This is a genomic window from Aeromonas sp. MR19 (assembly GCF_963899305.1).
Taxonomy (GTDB): Bacteria; Pseudomonadota; Gammaproteobacteria; order Enterobacterales; family Aeromonadaceae; genus Aeromonas; species Aeromonas bestiarum.
Genome location: NZ_CAWQWZ010000002.1, coordinates 95,489 through 110,299 on the forward strand (window position 1 = coordinate 95,489; position 14,811 = coordinate 110,299).

At 64.5% G+C, this 14,811-nt stretch carries 1 protein-coding gene; it reads right to left on the reverse strand.

The genetic code is table 11. The features are described 5' to 3' along the window. Positions 1-277: 277 nt before the first annotated feature. The gene (gene rtxA / locus AACQ95_RS01385) at positions 278-14,803 is read right to left on the reverse strand and encodes an MARTX multifunctional-autoprocessing repeats-in-toxin holotoxin RtxA (protein WP_241280348.1); all 14,526 of its coding nucleotides are present in this window, start codon (positions 14,801-14,803) and stop codon (positions 278-280) included. Positions 14,804-14,811: the final 8 nt, after the last annotated feature.

Genomic DNA, 14,811 nt, shown 5'->3' on the forward strand with positions numbered 1-14,811 from the left:
GAGTCTCCGAGACTCGCCGGCCCCAGACCAGGTTATCGAATGGATATCATAACCAGCCGGGGAGTGGAAGGCGCCTATGCCTGGCAAGGCAGCCGCAGCCCCATCCATTGGCCGAGCCTGTAATGGGCGGCGAGCAGGCTGCGCTAAGGAGTCGGGAGCCAAGGCGCGCTTTCCCGTCGTCACGCACCGGCAAGGAGGCTCACGCCCACCGTTTTCCCATAAAAAAACCTGCTCCGAAGAGCAGGTTTTGCATGTCATTGGGTTGGCGTCAGGTCGCTCAGGCGACCCGGCCCTTGCCCTGGATCACATCACCCCAGGCAGACTGCACCAGGCTGTTGGCCTGGCTGTCGAGGCGATTGAGCAGGCCCATGTCGCCCGCTTCGGGGGCGAAGCTGCTCATGGCCTGGATCAGGCTGTCGACCGCATGGTGAGAGAGCGCCGTGTAGGCGCGCTCGCCTTCTGCCTGCTGCTCGCCAAGGCCTATGACCAGCTGGGCCCGGTTGTCGGCGAAGTAGTTGCTGAAGGTGGCGCTGCCCAGTTGCTCGAACTTGCCCTGCTCGCTCGCCCCGTCGGTGTGACGGTTGACCAGCAGTTGCAAGTCGTAGCCGCTGCGCTTGAACCAGAGATCCCGCCAGCTGACATCGCTGAAGACAATGAAGTCCTCCTTGCCGATGTCCTGCACCAGGTTCTCTATCACGGCGCCACTGAACACGAAGCTGTCGACGCCTGTGCCGCCGCTGAACTGGTTCTGGTAACCGCCCAGCACCAGCAGGTCATCGCCGTCCCCGCCATCGAGCTGGCTGAACTTGGCAACCTGGTCGGCGATCAGCCGATCCCGGCCGTCACCGCCCCGGATGGTGGCGTGATAACCCATCAGCTTGACCTGGTTGTTGCCATGCTCCGCCAGCAGGCGGTTGTGGTTGCCAAACACAATGGCAACGTCATCCCCCTCACCCAGCCGGATCTGGTTGTGATGGCCTATGGTCACCGCAAAGTCCTGATCCGCGCCGGCATCTATCTGGTTGAAGTTGCCGGAGGTGACCAGATAATCCTGGCCTGCGCCCCCTTCCACTATCCCCTCTTCGCCGAAGATGAAGGCCTGATCGTTGCCCTCGCCCATGAAGGCGCGGTTGACACGGCCGGCCAGCACGGCGACATCGTCACCCTGCCCGCCAAACATCATGTTCTCCCGCCCCATCATGATGCCGGTGTCCTGACCGGCACCGCCGGCGAAGATGTTGGAGGTGCCGGTGGCATAGAAGACATCGTCCCCGCGCCCACCCCAGAAGTTGTTGTTGTCGCCGAGGTAGGCCCCCAGATCCTTGCCGTCTCCCCCCCAGTTGAAGTTGTAGTTGCCAAGGGAGACGTGCATGTCGCCATCCCCCTGCAGGTGACCGCTGTTGCGCAGGAAGTCGAAGGTCTGCTCCTGCATGTTGAGCAAGTCCGCCGTCAGGTTCTGCTTGAGGTTGCTGGCCAGCGCCTTGATCTCCGCCTGCTTGTCGCCGTTGAACAGGGTGGCAAACAGATTCGGCAAGCTCAGGGCATTGAAACCAAACGCCTTCTCCTGTGCGGCGGCCGGCTGGGTAGCTGCCCTGGCGGGGCCCTCATCCTGCTGCACAGTCACCTCACCGGGTTTGGCCTCCTCGGGCGCCGCCTCCTGCAGGCCATGGGTGCGGGCAAAATCGCCGAGAGCATCTGTGCCCAGATCCAGCCCGGCCTTGAGGCTGTCGAGCCACTTGGCCGGATCGGTCAGGCTCTTGAGCTGATCGCCACCAAATTCGGCGATGACCCCCAGCATCTCCTGCAACAGCGCAGGTGCATCGATGGCCGCGCCATCGCGTGCCACCAGCTGGCCACGGGCGTTGTAATCCACCCCGAAGATATCCGCCAGCGTGGTATCGGCGCCGACCCCGGCCAGTCGGCCCAGCAGCCGGTTTTGCAACTGGCGCGGCAGATCGGCCGGAGTGAAGGTAAAGGTGGTCTTGGCCTGCCCGGTCGACGTGAACTCCTGGGTCAGGATCCCGAACAGGGAACCCAGGTTGGTGTCCAGCATCGCCTGGATGTTGTCGCCAAACACGAAGTTCCAGTTACCCGTGGTGACCTGGATATCGGCCCCCTGTCCGGCCACCGCGAAGTTGAACGCCAGCTTCTCGTTGGCCTGGCGCAGCTTGTCCGCCCGGCTCAGAGGTCCCTGTTCACCCTGGCCACCGCCAGAGATGCGCTTGTTGAACTCCTTGTTGAGGGTCGCCTCCAGATCGCTCTTGAGGCCGCGACTGCTGCGCTCATGGTCGCTGTCCAGAGCCGTGAGCGAGCCGTACTTGACGCTGCTGGTCTGATCCAGCCCGGCCATGTCCGCCACGAACTTGTTGGCCCCGGCCAGGGTCCACTGCTCCCACTGGCTGGCAACCCAGTTCGGCTGCGAGCCGTCACCGGCAATCTGCTGCAGGGCACCGGCGATGCGGGCCGCCCCACCAAAGGGGTTGACCATGGGCGGCGTGGGGATGGATTTCTCCAGCATCACGATGAGATCGTTGCTGCGCCCCAGGTTGAAGCTGACGTTGCGTTGCCCCACGAACAGCTGGGCCCCCTCCAGCGCCCGGTAACCGGCGATGTCGACGCTGTGTTTGCTGTCGCCATCCCCGATGTGCACCATGACGTTGTTGTCGCCGAAGGCCAGCGACTTCATGCCGCCCGTGCCCACTTTGACACCCAGGTTGCTGGTGCCCCAGTTGAGGGCGGTGAACTCGCCATCCCCCACATTGACCTGAATGTTGCCGGAGTAGCTGACGGCATTGTCGGCCTTTCCAGCGGCAGGCTCGGACTGACGCTGTTTTTCGGGGGCAACGAAGGTCTCGTCGTTGTCGGCGATGGCGCCACGGACGCGACTCTCGCCGTCACCCTGGCCCACTTTGGCCAGATCTATATCCCCTTCGGCCACGCCGCCGCGCACCAATTCGGTGTGCACCACAGGCTCGCCGGCTTCGTTGAGGGTCAGCACCACCTTGTTGCCGGCCACCTTGCGGACCCAGACATCCTCTTCACCACGGGTGTGCTTGCGACCAGCCAGATCGACCGCCACCTCGCTGCTGCGGGCCGATATATGGGCGCTGATCCCCTCATTTTTCAATGCCTTGATGAAACGGCTCGCAAACCCTGTCTGCTGGTCGTCGCTCACCAGGGAACAGCCCACCAGGCTGACGTAGCTCGGCTTGCTCGCCACACCCGCCTCTTGCAGGCGATCGCCCAGGCGACGCAGACGCCCGGCCAGCTCATCGGCGCTGTAGCCACTGAGCCGGCTGTTGTTCTGCTCGTCACCGTCGCGGCCGTGACCCACCACCTGCCAGCGAATATTGCCGGCCAGCTGCGCAGGATCACCATACACCACCCGATAGTTGCCATCCGCATCCAGCTGCACCACCAGGCTCTTATCCGGGTGCTTGCCGGCCAGACTGGCCGCCGCCTTGGCGGCAACCGGATCATCTTCGGTCTGGATGATGATCTGACCATCGAAGCGGGTCTCGCCCCCCTGGCTGCCCGGTGTCACCTCAGGCCGCTGCCACTGGGTGACCTGCTGGTTGCGTACCGGCTGATCCACGCCATCCAGGCCCGCCAGCGGCGTCCATTTCCTGGCGACATCGCCATACTCGACGCGCTGGCTGGTGTCATCCTCCTGCAGGCGGAAGCGGTTGTCCGCATCCACCTTCAGGGCGGGCAGCCCCAGACGGTGGGTAATGCCCGGCACAAAGCCTTCGATCCCCTTGTGGGAGGCCAGGTGCGCGCTGCCGTAGATGGCGACGAACTTCTCGCCAGCCGGCAACTTGCCCAGCACGTCGACGGCGACGTTGTTGGCCGCCCCGGCGCGATACATGAGGCCGTGCTCAGTCCCGGCAATCGCGGGTCTTGCCGTGCTGCCGTCGTCCAGCGCCACAATCCGCAGCCCTTTCTCACGCGCTCGCTCGAACAGGGAGGGATCCAGATGCTTGGTTTTCAGCATGGTTGCCAGCTCGGGGGACATATCTCCCCCCGCCAGATAGCGGTCGATCAGCGGCTGCGCCAGCTCGCCGCGCAGGTGCTCCAGACCTATGACGGTCACCCCCTGCGCCTTGAGGGTATCCATCTGCTCGTTGACGAAGCGCAGACCATTCACGTCGCTGCCATGGGTTTCCCCGATCAGCAGGCCGTTGCGGTTCTCCAGCAGGCGTGCCAGCTGTCCCGCCAGCGTACTCTCCTGCGCCACCTGGTCGTTCAGATCCCGCAGGGCATTGCCGGCATAGCGGGCATCCCAGGCCGCCACATCGGTCTGCTTGCTGCTGTGATAGATGCTCTCAACCTGCTCGAGGCGGCGGGACTCCAGCTCGCCGAGATAGCGGCGGTCGGCAAACTTGTCCAGCATGATCATCTCGGCAGAGAGCTCGGAGCCGGGCGCCGCCTGCTTGGCCGCCTCCTTGATGAAGTAGACAGTCATCTGGGCAGACTGATCCCCCGTCATGTCCTGCAACTCCTGATAGGAGTAGCCCAGGTGCAGCACCTTGCCGGTGTCGTCCAGCACAGCCTTGCTCAGCAGCCCCTTCGACTGGGCGTCTGCCAGCCACCTCTTCAGCTCGCCATACTGCTCGCCGAGTGCGACATGGAAGCTGGCGTCAAAGGGCAGATCCGCAGGCGCCTGGCCCTGGTATCCCCCCTTGGCCGCCAGATAGGGATCTTGTGCCACCCAGCGCAGCAACATCTGGGTGAGACCCGGATGCTGGCCTTTTGCCTCTTCGGCAGCCTTGCCGATGACGAGGGCAGCCAGATCGGGGCGACTCTTGGCCAGTGCCGCGACATCGGCTTGCAGCGAGGCCAGCTCACCGTGATAGAGCCCGCCGTTGAGCTGGCTCTGCAGCTTGCTCAGCGCCGGGTTTCTGCCGGAGCCTTCGTGCCTGGCCTGGTAGTCGTCGATCAGCTTGTTCAGCCGCAATGCGGCCTCCACCTGCACCTGCCCGGTCGCACCGTGCAGCACAGCGAGCTGATCCAGGATCCCCTGATAAGACTCGCCAATGGGCTTGGCAAATACCTGGGCGGCTTTTTTCAGCTCATCCGGGCTGTAGGCGTCGGCAAACAGGCTGCTTGCCCGCTCCTGCGCCACCACCTTGCCCGGCAGCCCCGCCATCGGACTCTCGTCAAACACCGGCAACTGCAGGATCTCCTGCAGCGTGACCTTGTTGGCCAGATCCTTGGACGGCTTGAAGCGGGCGAGCTCGCCCCCGTTCATCTCGGTTACCCGGAAGAACAGCGGCTTGCCATCCGCTCCCGGCGTCAGATGGTAGCCGTTCGCCATGTCGAGCCCCTCCTTGCCAAAGAAGCGGGTCATGTAACGACTGAATTTCTCGGCGGAGGAGAACTCGACTATGCCCACATTGGGATCGTAGAAACCGTAGACTCGGCCCGACTCACCCTGCTTGGACCAGGCGGCCATGGCGTGGCCCGGCGCATCCAGCTCCAGCAGCACGGGGGCTGCGTTCCCCTTGGCGGTCAGCTTGCCGAGCACGCTATCGAGCGAGATGGCGCTCTTGCCCTCCCACTTATCCTTGACGATGTCGTACTTGATGCTGCGCAGGCTGTCGTAGTTGTAGGACGCCGGCGTGTTGTTGTGGATCTCAGCCAGACTGCCCACCAGCTTGCGGGCATTGTCCAGCTCGGCGACCGAGTAACGATCCGGATTGTTGATGACGGCGGCGGCCGAGTAGAGCTTCTCCATCATGCGCCGCGCCAGATCCGGCTGCCCCTCGCTCTCCAGCTGCTTGGCGACCAGCACCAGCTTGGAGAGGGGATCGCAGCGACCACCGAAGCCGTCATCCGCCAGGTTCAGCAACAACAACTGGGGTGCCAGGTGCTCCCTTGCCAGCGGATCTGCGCCCCCTTGCGAGGCTATGTCACGGAACAGGCGATTGAACTGTTCAACCCTGGGCTGGATGGTGCTCTTGAGCGCCCGGTTCTCGATCTCCCAGGCGAGCGCCCCCTGCTGTTGTGGCGTCAGGGTCGGCTGGGTGAACAAGTCGACCAGCTGGGTCATGCTCATGTCGGGCTGGAAGCCGTCAACCACCTTGCCGGCCAGTCCCTGCTGGTAACCCGCGAGGAAGGCCCTGGTGGTACGTATGTCCTTGGCCACGCCGTTGCTGCCCACCTGCGGGGCGAGCGCCTCCTGGTAGCGCTTGAGATCGCGCTTGATGCCCTCGATGCCCTTGAGCGGCGCCTCGGCGTCCGCTGCCGGCGGCGTGCGACTGAACAAGTCACCCACAATCTGCTCGGCATACTGGCCCATCAAGCGGTTGCTGGCCAGATGGCCATAGAAGGTCTGCTCGCCGCTGACCTGATAACCGGCCACGGCCAGCTTGGCCCGCAGTTTTTCCCCCTCGCTGCCGAGCCCTTCGTTGTCGGTCAGCAGCATGATGGGCGTGCTCTTGGGCAGGCCGTCGAGGTTTTTCTCCACCGAGAAACGGCCGTTGACCGCCTTGGCAAGCGCCCCGACCAGGCCGCCCGGGTTGGGCAGCTCGTGAGCCGTGATCGCCTTGCTCATGCTGGGCATGGGGCGATCGAGCAAGAGGGCGCCCACCGGCTTGCCCTGCTCGGCGGCATAACGGGCCAGATCGGCGGCGATGGGGCCGCCCATGGAGTAGCCGTGGATCAGGATCTTGTCCGGTGCCACCCCGCGCTCTTCCACCAGATAGCGGAACATGGTGCGGGCATCCTGATAGACCCCCTGCTCGCTTGGGCCGCCATCGCTGGCACCGTAGCCACGCAGGTTGACCGCCAGCATGTCGATGCCCTGCTTCTGGTAATGACTGCGAACGGCATCGGCCTGCTCCTCGGCGGAAGAGCCCGAGCCATGCAGGAACAGCACCACCTCGGGCTTTCCATCCTGCTGAGTTTCTTGTCGTTCGGCCCCCTTGTGCAGGTAACCGGACAGACGGCCGGCGTCCCCTTGCAGGGTCACCTGTGCGGCCTCTCCCTTGCTCACCGCATGGTCGAGCAACTGCCGGGTGATGTCGCCCACCTGGCGCCGCTCATCACGGGTGCCATAGAGGTTGTCGTTGAGGAAACGGGTCAGGGGGTTGAGCGGCTGCCTGTCCAGCGGTGCCGAGCCGTCGTTCTCCATGGAGACGGGCTTGCCGGATGAGGCGGGTTCAACCACCTCGACAGGGGCACTGACCTTGCGCGGCGACCCGAGTGCGGCCAGCTCAGCCAGCTGCGCCGAGTGGGCGTGTTGCTGATAAAAATCGAGGGTGCGGCCGAAGGCACGATCGAGGGCATCCTGCACCGCCGCCTTGCCGGCATCACCCGCCAGATCCACCAGATCCCGGTAGTTGGCGGTGTAGCTCTCCAGCACCTGCTTGCGCGCATCCCCGCTCGCCTGCAACGCCTGATAGACCGCCAGACTCTCGTTCACCGAGTGGCCGCCATCGAATACCAGGAAGGCAAGGGTGTTGAGGTAGGCCTGACTCGGGGAGTAAGCAGGGTCTTTCGCCGCCAGATAGTTGTTCAGGTGCACCATGATGTTGGTGGAGCCGGAGGCCCCGGTCACCACGGGCAAGCCCTTGTCCAGCGCGTTGCGCTCGAAGGTGGTCTCCTTGCCCGGCGTCAGTATGCGGCCATCGGCCACGCTGCGCCCGCTCAGGAAGTCGTCGTACTTGTCGCCGCCGGGCTGATAGTGCAGACCCGTGCCGTAGTCGCTGGTGGTGCGACCCGGCAAGTCGACTTGCAGCAGACCGTCCTTGGCAGAGGCGATCTCGGTGCTGGTCGAGCGCGCCTTGGTAATGACGCTGCCATAGAAGCGATCCCCCTCTCTCTTCCAGTCGGCCGTGTCCATGCCGAGCTCGGGATGGGTGGCCATCTTCACCGCAAGGAAGGGCACCTTGATGACATCGAAGCCGTTGTCGACCCGGGTCATCATCTGCTTGAAGTTGGCCAGATTCGGCTCGGCCAGGAAATCGGTCAGGCTGGGCACCCGGCTGAACCAGGGACGGGTGTCCTTCTTGATGGCCTCGGCGAATGCCGCCATCTTCTTGTCGATGCGCTGGCTCTGGGTGGCCTCGTCCAGCTGCAGTGTCTGGATCCAGTCGCCAAACTCCTTCACCAGGCTGGCACCCAGTTGCGCCGAGGTATCGATCGCCGCCTGCGACGGTGAGGTCACCAGCGCATGGGCAATCTCGGAGTCGAAACGACGGCCAAACAGGTTGTCTATGTACTGGCCGGTCGCCTTGCTCTTGTGCGCATCGGCAAGCAAGGCTTGCGCCAGCACCTGCAGCTGCGGCTGATCCCCCAGCGTCTTGCTGGCAGTCTCAAACAGGGCGATGGTACGAGGCCCATTCACCTCGCCAGAGAGCCAGAGTGCCTTGACCGCTGCGGCCAGCTGGCGGGTTTGCGGCGTGTCGAACTGACCCAGCTGATGGGCAAACGCGATCAGACTGTCATGCTCGGTACGGGGCGCCTGCCGCTCGGCGTTGGAGTTGGTGTCGGTGAGCGGACGAATGCCGAGCTCGGTCACCCTGGCTATGTCGGAGGCACTCAACTCACCCACCACTCCCGTGATCCGGCCTATGCCGTCGAACACCAGCTGATGTTCGAAGCGGGCTGTCTGTTCAGGCGGCAGGGCCAGACCATGCACACCGGCAGCCTTGGCCCTGAAGGCGAAGGTGTGGCTCAGCAAGGAGGCGGCCTCGAAGCGCAGCGCCTTCACCTGTTCACCACGCTGGGCAAACTCTTTGGGGTCGCGAGCCTGCCACTGGGACAGGCTTTGCTCCAGCAGCCCCAGATTCGCCTCCGATGGCTGTTGCTGCACCCGAACCACGGCCTCGCGTACCGCCTTGAGCCGCTCGCTTGGCAAGTCGGTCGAGAGCTTGCCCAGCTGGCGGCGAGTGGAGTCAATGAAGCCATTGTCTTCGCGCCTGAGCAGCTGGAAGGCAAAACCGGCGGTCTCGGGGACGGCGACGGCCGGGCCTCGCACCGGGCTCCCCAGCCCGGCCAGGGAGACACCGGACAGACCCAGCTCGGCGCTGCGGCGCGAAGACGCATGGCTCGCCGGCACAGCGGCGCCCGACTCGCGCTCACCGACCATACCGGGCAGGGTGATGGCGGGCGTGCCATGAACACGGCTCCCGGCATTGATCTGCAGGCGATTGACCGCAGCCAGGGCGCCATCGAGGGCGGACTGCTCCTGTTCACTCAAGCCATTGGCGGCATCGATGGCCGATGGCTGGGCGCCAGCCGCAGCATAGGTCGACAGACCTGCGGCATCCGCCACAGCCAGCTCACCGGTCTGCGGCAGCCGGGGTGCCGCAACCGGGATCTGGCCGTCATGCGCGTCCTGACGGCTCGGCTTGTCGCCGCTTTGTTTCAGGCTCGCCGCATTCTGTCTGGCCTGTGTTGCCTGCTGGCTGGCCTGGCTGCTGGCCTGCTCGCCTGCTGCCTGGGCCTGGCTGGCACTCGACTCGCCCTCTTGCTGCCGCTGCCGGGCATCGGCCTCGCGGGTCAGGGCATCGAGACGGCGCTGCTCGGCCTGCTCGGTCCGGCTCTGCCCCTGCGCCAGGGCCTCGCCCTGCAACTGTTCGCTGCGCTGCTGACCCGATTTGGACTGGGTCAGGGCGGCATCGACCTGCTGGCTCTGCTGCTCGCGGCGGGTTTTGGCATCCGCAATCGCCTCGCCTGCCGTGCCGCTGGCCTCTTCCAGATCTTCCTGTGTATCGGTCAACAAGCGGTCGGCAAAACCATTGCGCCAGTGCTGGCCGGACGGGATGGTGGCCGCTTCGGGCTGCTTGAGCTGTTCAAACTGGCGGGCCAGGGTGTCGAGCTGAGCCGTCATGTCGCGCGCTTCCGCCTCGATGACGCCGCGCTGATCCTGACCATTCTCGGCCAGCTTGCCCTCGTCGGTGGCTTCCAGCTGGGCCTGAGCGCCCGAGATGGCGGCCAGCTGCTGCGCCTTCTCCTGCTCCAGTCGCTGTTTGTCGGCATCGGCACTGGCCCGATCGGCTTGGGCCTGGGCGGCGTTGCCATCTTGCGCCAGTTGCGCGCTGACCTGGCCAATCTCGGCCTTGCCAGCCGCCGTGGCGACCACGTTGTCGAGCAGATAGCCAAGGCCGTTGCTCTCCCCCGTGCCCCGAAACGCCAGGGTATTGCTCCCCGCGCGAGCGGTCAGGGTCAGCCGTTTGGTCTGCCAGCTGGCGGTGTCGCCCTCGCTGGCAAAGACGCGCTCGCCATTCCACAGCACCTCGATGCCGTGCTGCAGCGAGATGTTGGCCCGACGGGCAAAATCGAAGTCCAGGGTGACAGTCTCGCCTGCCTGGAGGCCGGCAAGATCCTGGGAAATCTGGGTGTTTCTGTCGGTGGAGAGTTCACTGACACGCTGGCCGTGACCTTCGTCAGCCAGCCCGTAGGTGGCGGCAGAAAAGTCTGCCTCGATCCCGTCACCGGCATGCTGCCAACCGTGGGCGCCCCGTTCGAAATCGCCGTTGACGATGAGGTTTTCGCCGCCCCTGGCCAGGCCTTGCTCATCGAGCTGCAACGCCTTGTCCATGGCTTGCTCGTCCCGCTCGCCGGTCTGGCTCACCTGGCCGGTCAGGCCGCTCGCCAGCGAGGATTTCACCTCGCCAATCTCGTCCAGACCGAAGCCGCTCAGGGTCTGTACATCCCCCAGGCTGGCCGCTTGTGGCGCCTTGACCGGGCCCTCTTCATCGCCCTGTACCAGGTAGTTGATGGCCTGGTTGCCTGCCGCACCGAACAGGGTCTGCTTGATGTTGTCAAACAGGGTGCCGAGCTTGTTGCTGCTGGTGTTGCTGCTGGCGATGGCCAGGCTGTAGAAGTCGCCGTTGCCTATCTTGATGGCCACGTTGTGGCGGGCATAGGCCGCCGTCACGTCGAGCCCGTCGCCGATCTGGACATTGGCATTGCCCTTGCCCTTCATGACGGCGACGTTGAGCCCGTCCCCCACCTTGGTGTTGAGGTTGTAATCACCCCAGGCCAGGTTGATGGAGGTACCGTCGCCGACCTTGATGTTGTTGTTGAACTTGCCGTAGGCGGCGGTGACGCTCAGGCCATCCCCCACAGTGGTGGTCTGGTTGACCTCCCCCTTGGCGAGGGTGACCTGGATGCCGTCCCCCACCCGGGTGACGACGTTGGCCTTGCCGAGCAGGGCCTGATAGCTCTCGCCATCCCCCACCTGGGTGACTATGTTCGCATCCCCCTTGGCCAGCACGACCTGACGGCCATCCCCCACCTTGGTGATGATGTTGGCGCGACCCCAGGCACCAGTGTAACTGTCACCGTCGCCCACCTGGGTGACCAGGTTGGCCTCCCCTTGCAGCACCGCCAGCTCGCGGCCATCGCCCACCTTGGTCAGCACGTTGGCACGGCCCTTGGCGAAGCTGTAGCGATCGCCGTTGCCGACCTGGGTCAGCAGGTTGACGTCTCCCCAGGCTCCCTGCACCACCAGGCCGTCACCCACCTTGGTGATCAGGTTGGCGCGGCCCTTGGCCAGGCCTATGGTGCTGCCGGCGCCGACATGGGTCATGACGTTGCCCACCTCGGAGATGAGCAGACCCACGGTCGTGCCGTCACCTATCTTGGTCAGCAGATTGCCCTTGCCCCACAGCACGGCGGCCGTGGTGCCATTGCCCACGTGGGTCAACACGTTGGCATCGGCCTTGGCGATGACGCCGAGGAAGTCATCCCCGACCTTGGTGATGATATTGGCCTTGCCCAGCGCCAGTACCCCGGTCAGACCGCTGCCCACATGGGTCACTATGTTGGCCTTGCCAAACAGGGCCGCCAGTGTGGTGCCATCGCCCACCTTGGTCATCACGTTCAGCTCGCCGGCGAACAGCCCCAGGCTGGTGCCGTTGCCTATGTGGCTGTAGACGTTGGCCTTGCCGATCATCAGCGCGGCGGTCAGGCCATCGCCCACCTTGGTCATCAGGTTCGCCTGCCCCAGCATGGCGGCAAAGGTCTCGCCAAGGCCGACATGGGTGAAGACGTTGGCATTGCCCACCATGGCAGCCAGCGTCATGCCGTTGCCCACCTTGGTCGCCAGGTTGCCCTGGGCCAGCATCAGGGCCACAGTCAGGCCGTCACCGACATGGGTGAAGACGTTGGCCTTGGCCACCATCAGCGCCAGCGCATTGCCATCGCCTACCTTGGTGAATACGTTGGCCACTCCGCCCATCAGGGCCCAGGCATCGCCCTGGCCTATCTGGGTAAACAGGTTGCCCGCGCCTATCATGGCGGCAATGGCCGTGCCGTCACCCACCTTGGTGAACAGGTTGCCGGCGGCCCCCATGACCCCCAGGGTGGCGCCATCGCCGACATGGGTCAGCACGTTGCCCACCCCCAGCATCACCGCCGAGAGATCGCCGTCACCGACCCGGGTCAGCACGTTGGCCGCCCCCAGCAGCAGCGCCTGGGTATCACCCCGGCCAATCTGGGTCAGCACATTCACGCCGCCCCCCAGTATGGCCTGCACCTTGCCGTTGCCCTTCTTGGTGAGCACGTTGGCGCCCCCCAGCAGCACGGCGCGGGTATCGGCAGCCTCGTCCCCCTGACTGATGTGGGTGAGCACGTTGGCGCCCCCCAGCAGTCCGGCGGTCAGCTGGCCGGCACCCAGCTTGGTCAGCACGTTGGCACCGCCCACCGACAGCGCATCGAGCCGGCCATTGCCGGCCTGGGTCAGCAGGTTGAAGCCACCGCCTGCCAGCCAGAGGCCACGACCGTCACCTATCTGGGTGTGGGTGTTGTAACCGCCCAGCATGACCACCTGGCTGTCGCCACGGCCCTGCTGCACCGAGATGTTGCCATAGGCCAGCAGGCGGGCCAGATACTCCCCGTCCCCGCTGCGTACCAGCACGTTGGCCGCACCGACGGCATAAACATCCATCTTCCCCTGCGCGCCCTGATGCACCAGCACGTTGGCCAGGCCGGCACCACGGAACACCAGATCGCCGCGCTGACCGCGCTTGATCAGCACGTTGGCCGCCCCGGCACCGTTGAAGTGGATATTGCCCTCGGTCACGTCGGACTCGATGACGTTGCCGCCACCGGCGCCGTCGAAGAAGATGTCGCCCTTGCTCTTGCCGCCGCCTTGCTGACGGGGAAGCAACAGCTGGGAGTCAAACTCCCGGGTGGCCGGCAGTCGATCCGACACGGCCGTGACGGTATCGAGCTGGTAGTGCACCTCGCTCAGGGAGTAGCCCCCCGTGCCCATGGCACTGAAACCCGTCTGCTCCGAGATGACCTGATCGGCCAGGCCGGCGATGTGATCGCCCTCCTTGTACCAGGCCCTGGCCAGGTACTTGAGCGCACCGGTTTCCCTGTCGTTGGCCAGCTCCACCACCACTATCTTGGTGTAGGGGCCAAGCAGCTTGGCAAACACATAGGTGTTGGCCTGCGCCCGGGATTTCACCGCGCTGACAGCGACCTTGGTACCATCTTGATAGATGGCATGACCACTCATGTTGGCCGTGGAGAGGGTGACATCGGCGGCGGCCACGCTCACGCCACCGCCGTAGTTGATCCAGCTGTTTTCGGTCAGATCCGCTTCCACCGCCTGCAGTGTGATGCGCTGACGCCGTTCAAACACCAGGTCCGTCAGGCGATACGCGCCGTCGGTTCGGGTCGAGGTAAATCCTTGCTGTTCATTGATCTGGCTGCTGGCCAGGCTGGCGAGGTGATCGCCCTCCTTGTACCAGGAGGTTGAGAGATAGCGCAGGGGGCCCTGCTCGCCCTCGTTGGAGAGTTCGACCCGGTTGATCTTGGTGTACATGCCATCGAAGAAGGCAAACAGGTAGGTATTGGGTTGCAGGGTCGACTTGATGGCCGTGACCGCCTGGGACTGGTTGATCCAGCTGCCGCCCATGGTGGCCGTGGTCAGCACTATCTCGTTGGCACTGGCGCCAGCAAAGGGCGAGCTGTCGTTGCCAGACCCCTTGCGGGAGAGGTGGTTGTACCCCCCGGCCCCCTTGAAGTGAATGTTGCCCTCGGCCACATCGGAGAGCAGCCGGTTGTACCCCCCGGCGCCGTTGAAACGGATGTCGCCACGGGTATGCAGATAGGCATCATCCTCATGGCGCAGACGGGAGATCTCGTTCCAGCCGCCGGCGCCGTTGAAGGCGATATCCCCCTCGCGTCCCTTGCGAAACACCTTGTTGTAGGCGCCGGCCCCGTTCAGGGATATGTTGCCGGATTCCACCAGGGAGCTGATGATGTTGGCCGCGCCGGCACCATAGAAGCTGATGTTGCCGTGCGACCCCTGATACTGGCTGTGCCAGGTACGATCTATCTTGTTGGCCGCCCCGGCACCGCTGAAGGTCAGATCGCCCCTGTCAGTCTGGTGCCAGAGTTTGTTGTAACCCCCAGCCCCCTCGAAACTGACATTGCCACTGATCCCCTTGCGGGTCAGGAAGTTGGCAAGAGCCGCCCCCTGATAGCGGATGTCGCCCTCACGCCCCCGGTGATCGATATTGGTGCCGCCGCTGGCGCCGGCAAAGTGGATATTGCCTGACTCGGACTTGCTGATGTCCGCGTAGCCCGCCGCCCCCTTGACGGTCAGGTTGCCGGAGTCGTCGACCACCTTGAGGTAGGCGGCGCCGCCGTACACGCTGTCATTGCCCGTGCCGGTATAGACGGTGGCGCCAATGGAGCCGATCTTGATGGTGTCGTCACCGCCATAGGCACGGATGACGCCGCCGAAGCCAAAGGCATTGATGTCATTATTGCCATCATCTGCCGTGTAATTACCGGTAAAGAAGTACTCAATACTTCTCCATACACTCTTTCCCATGTATTAGC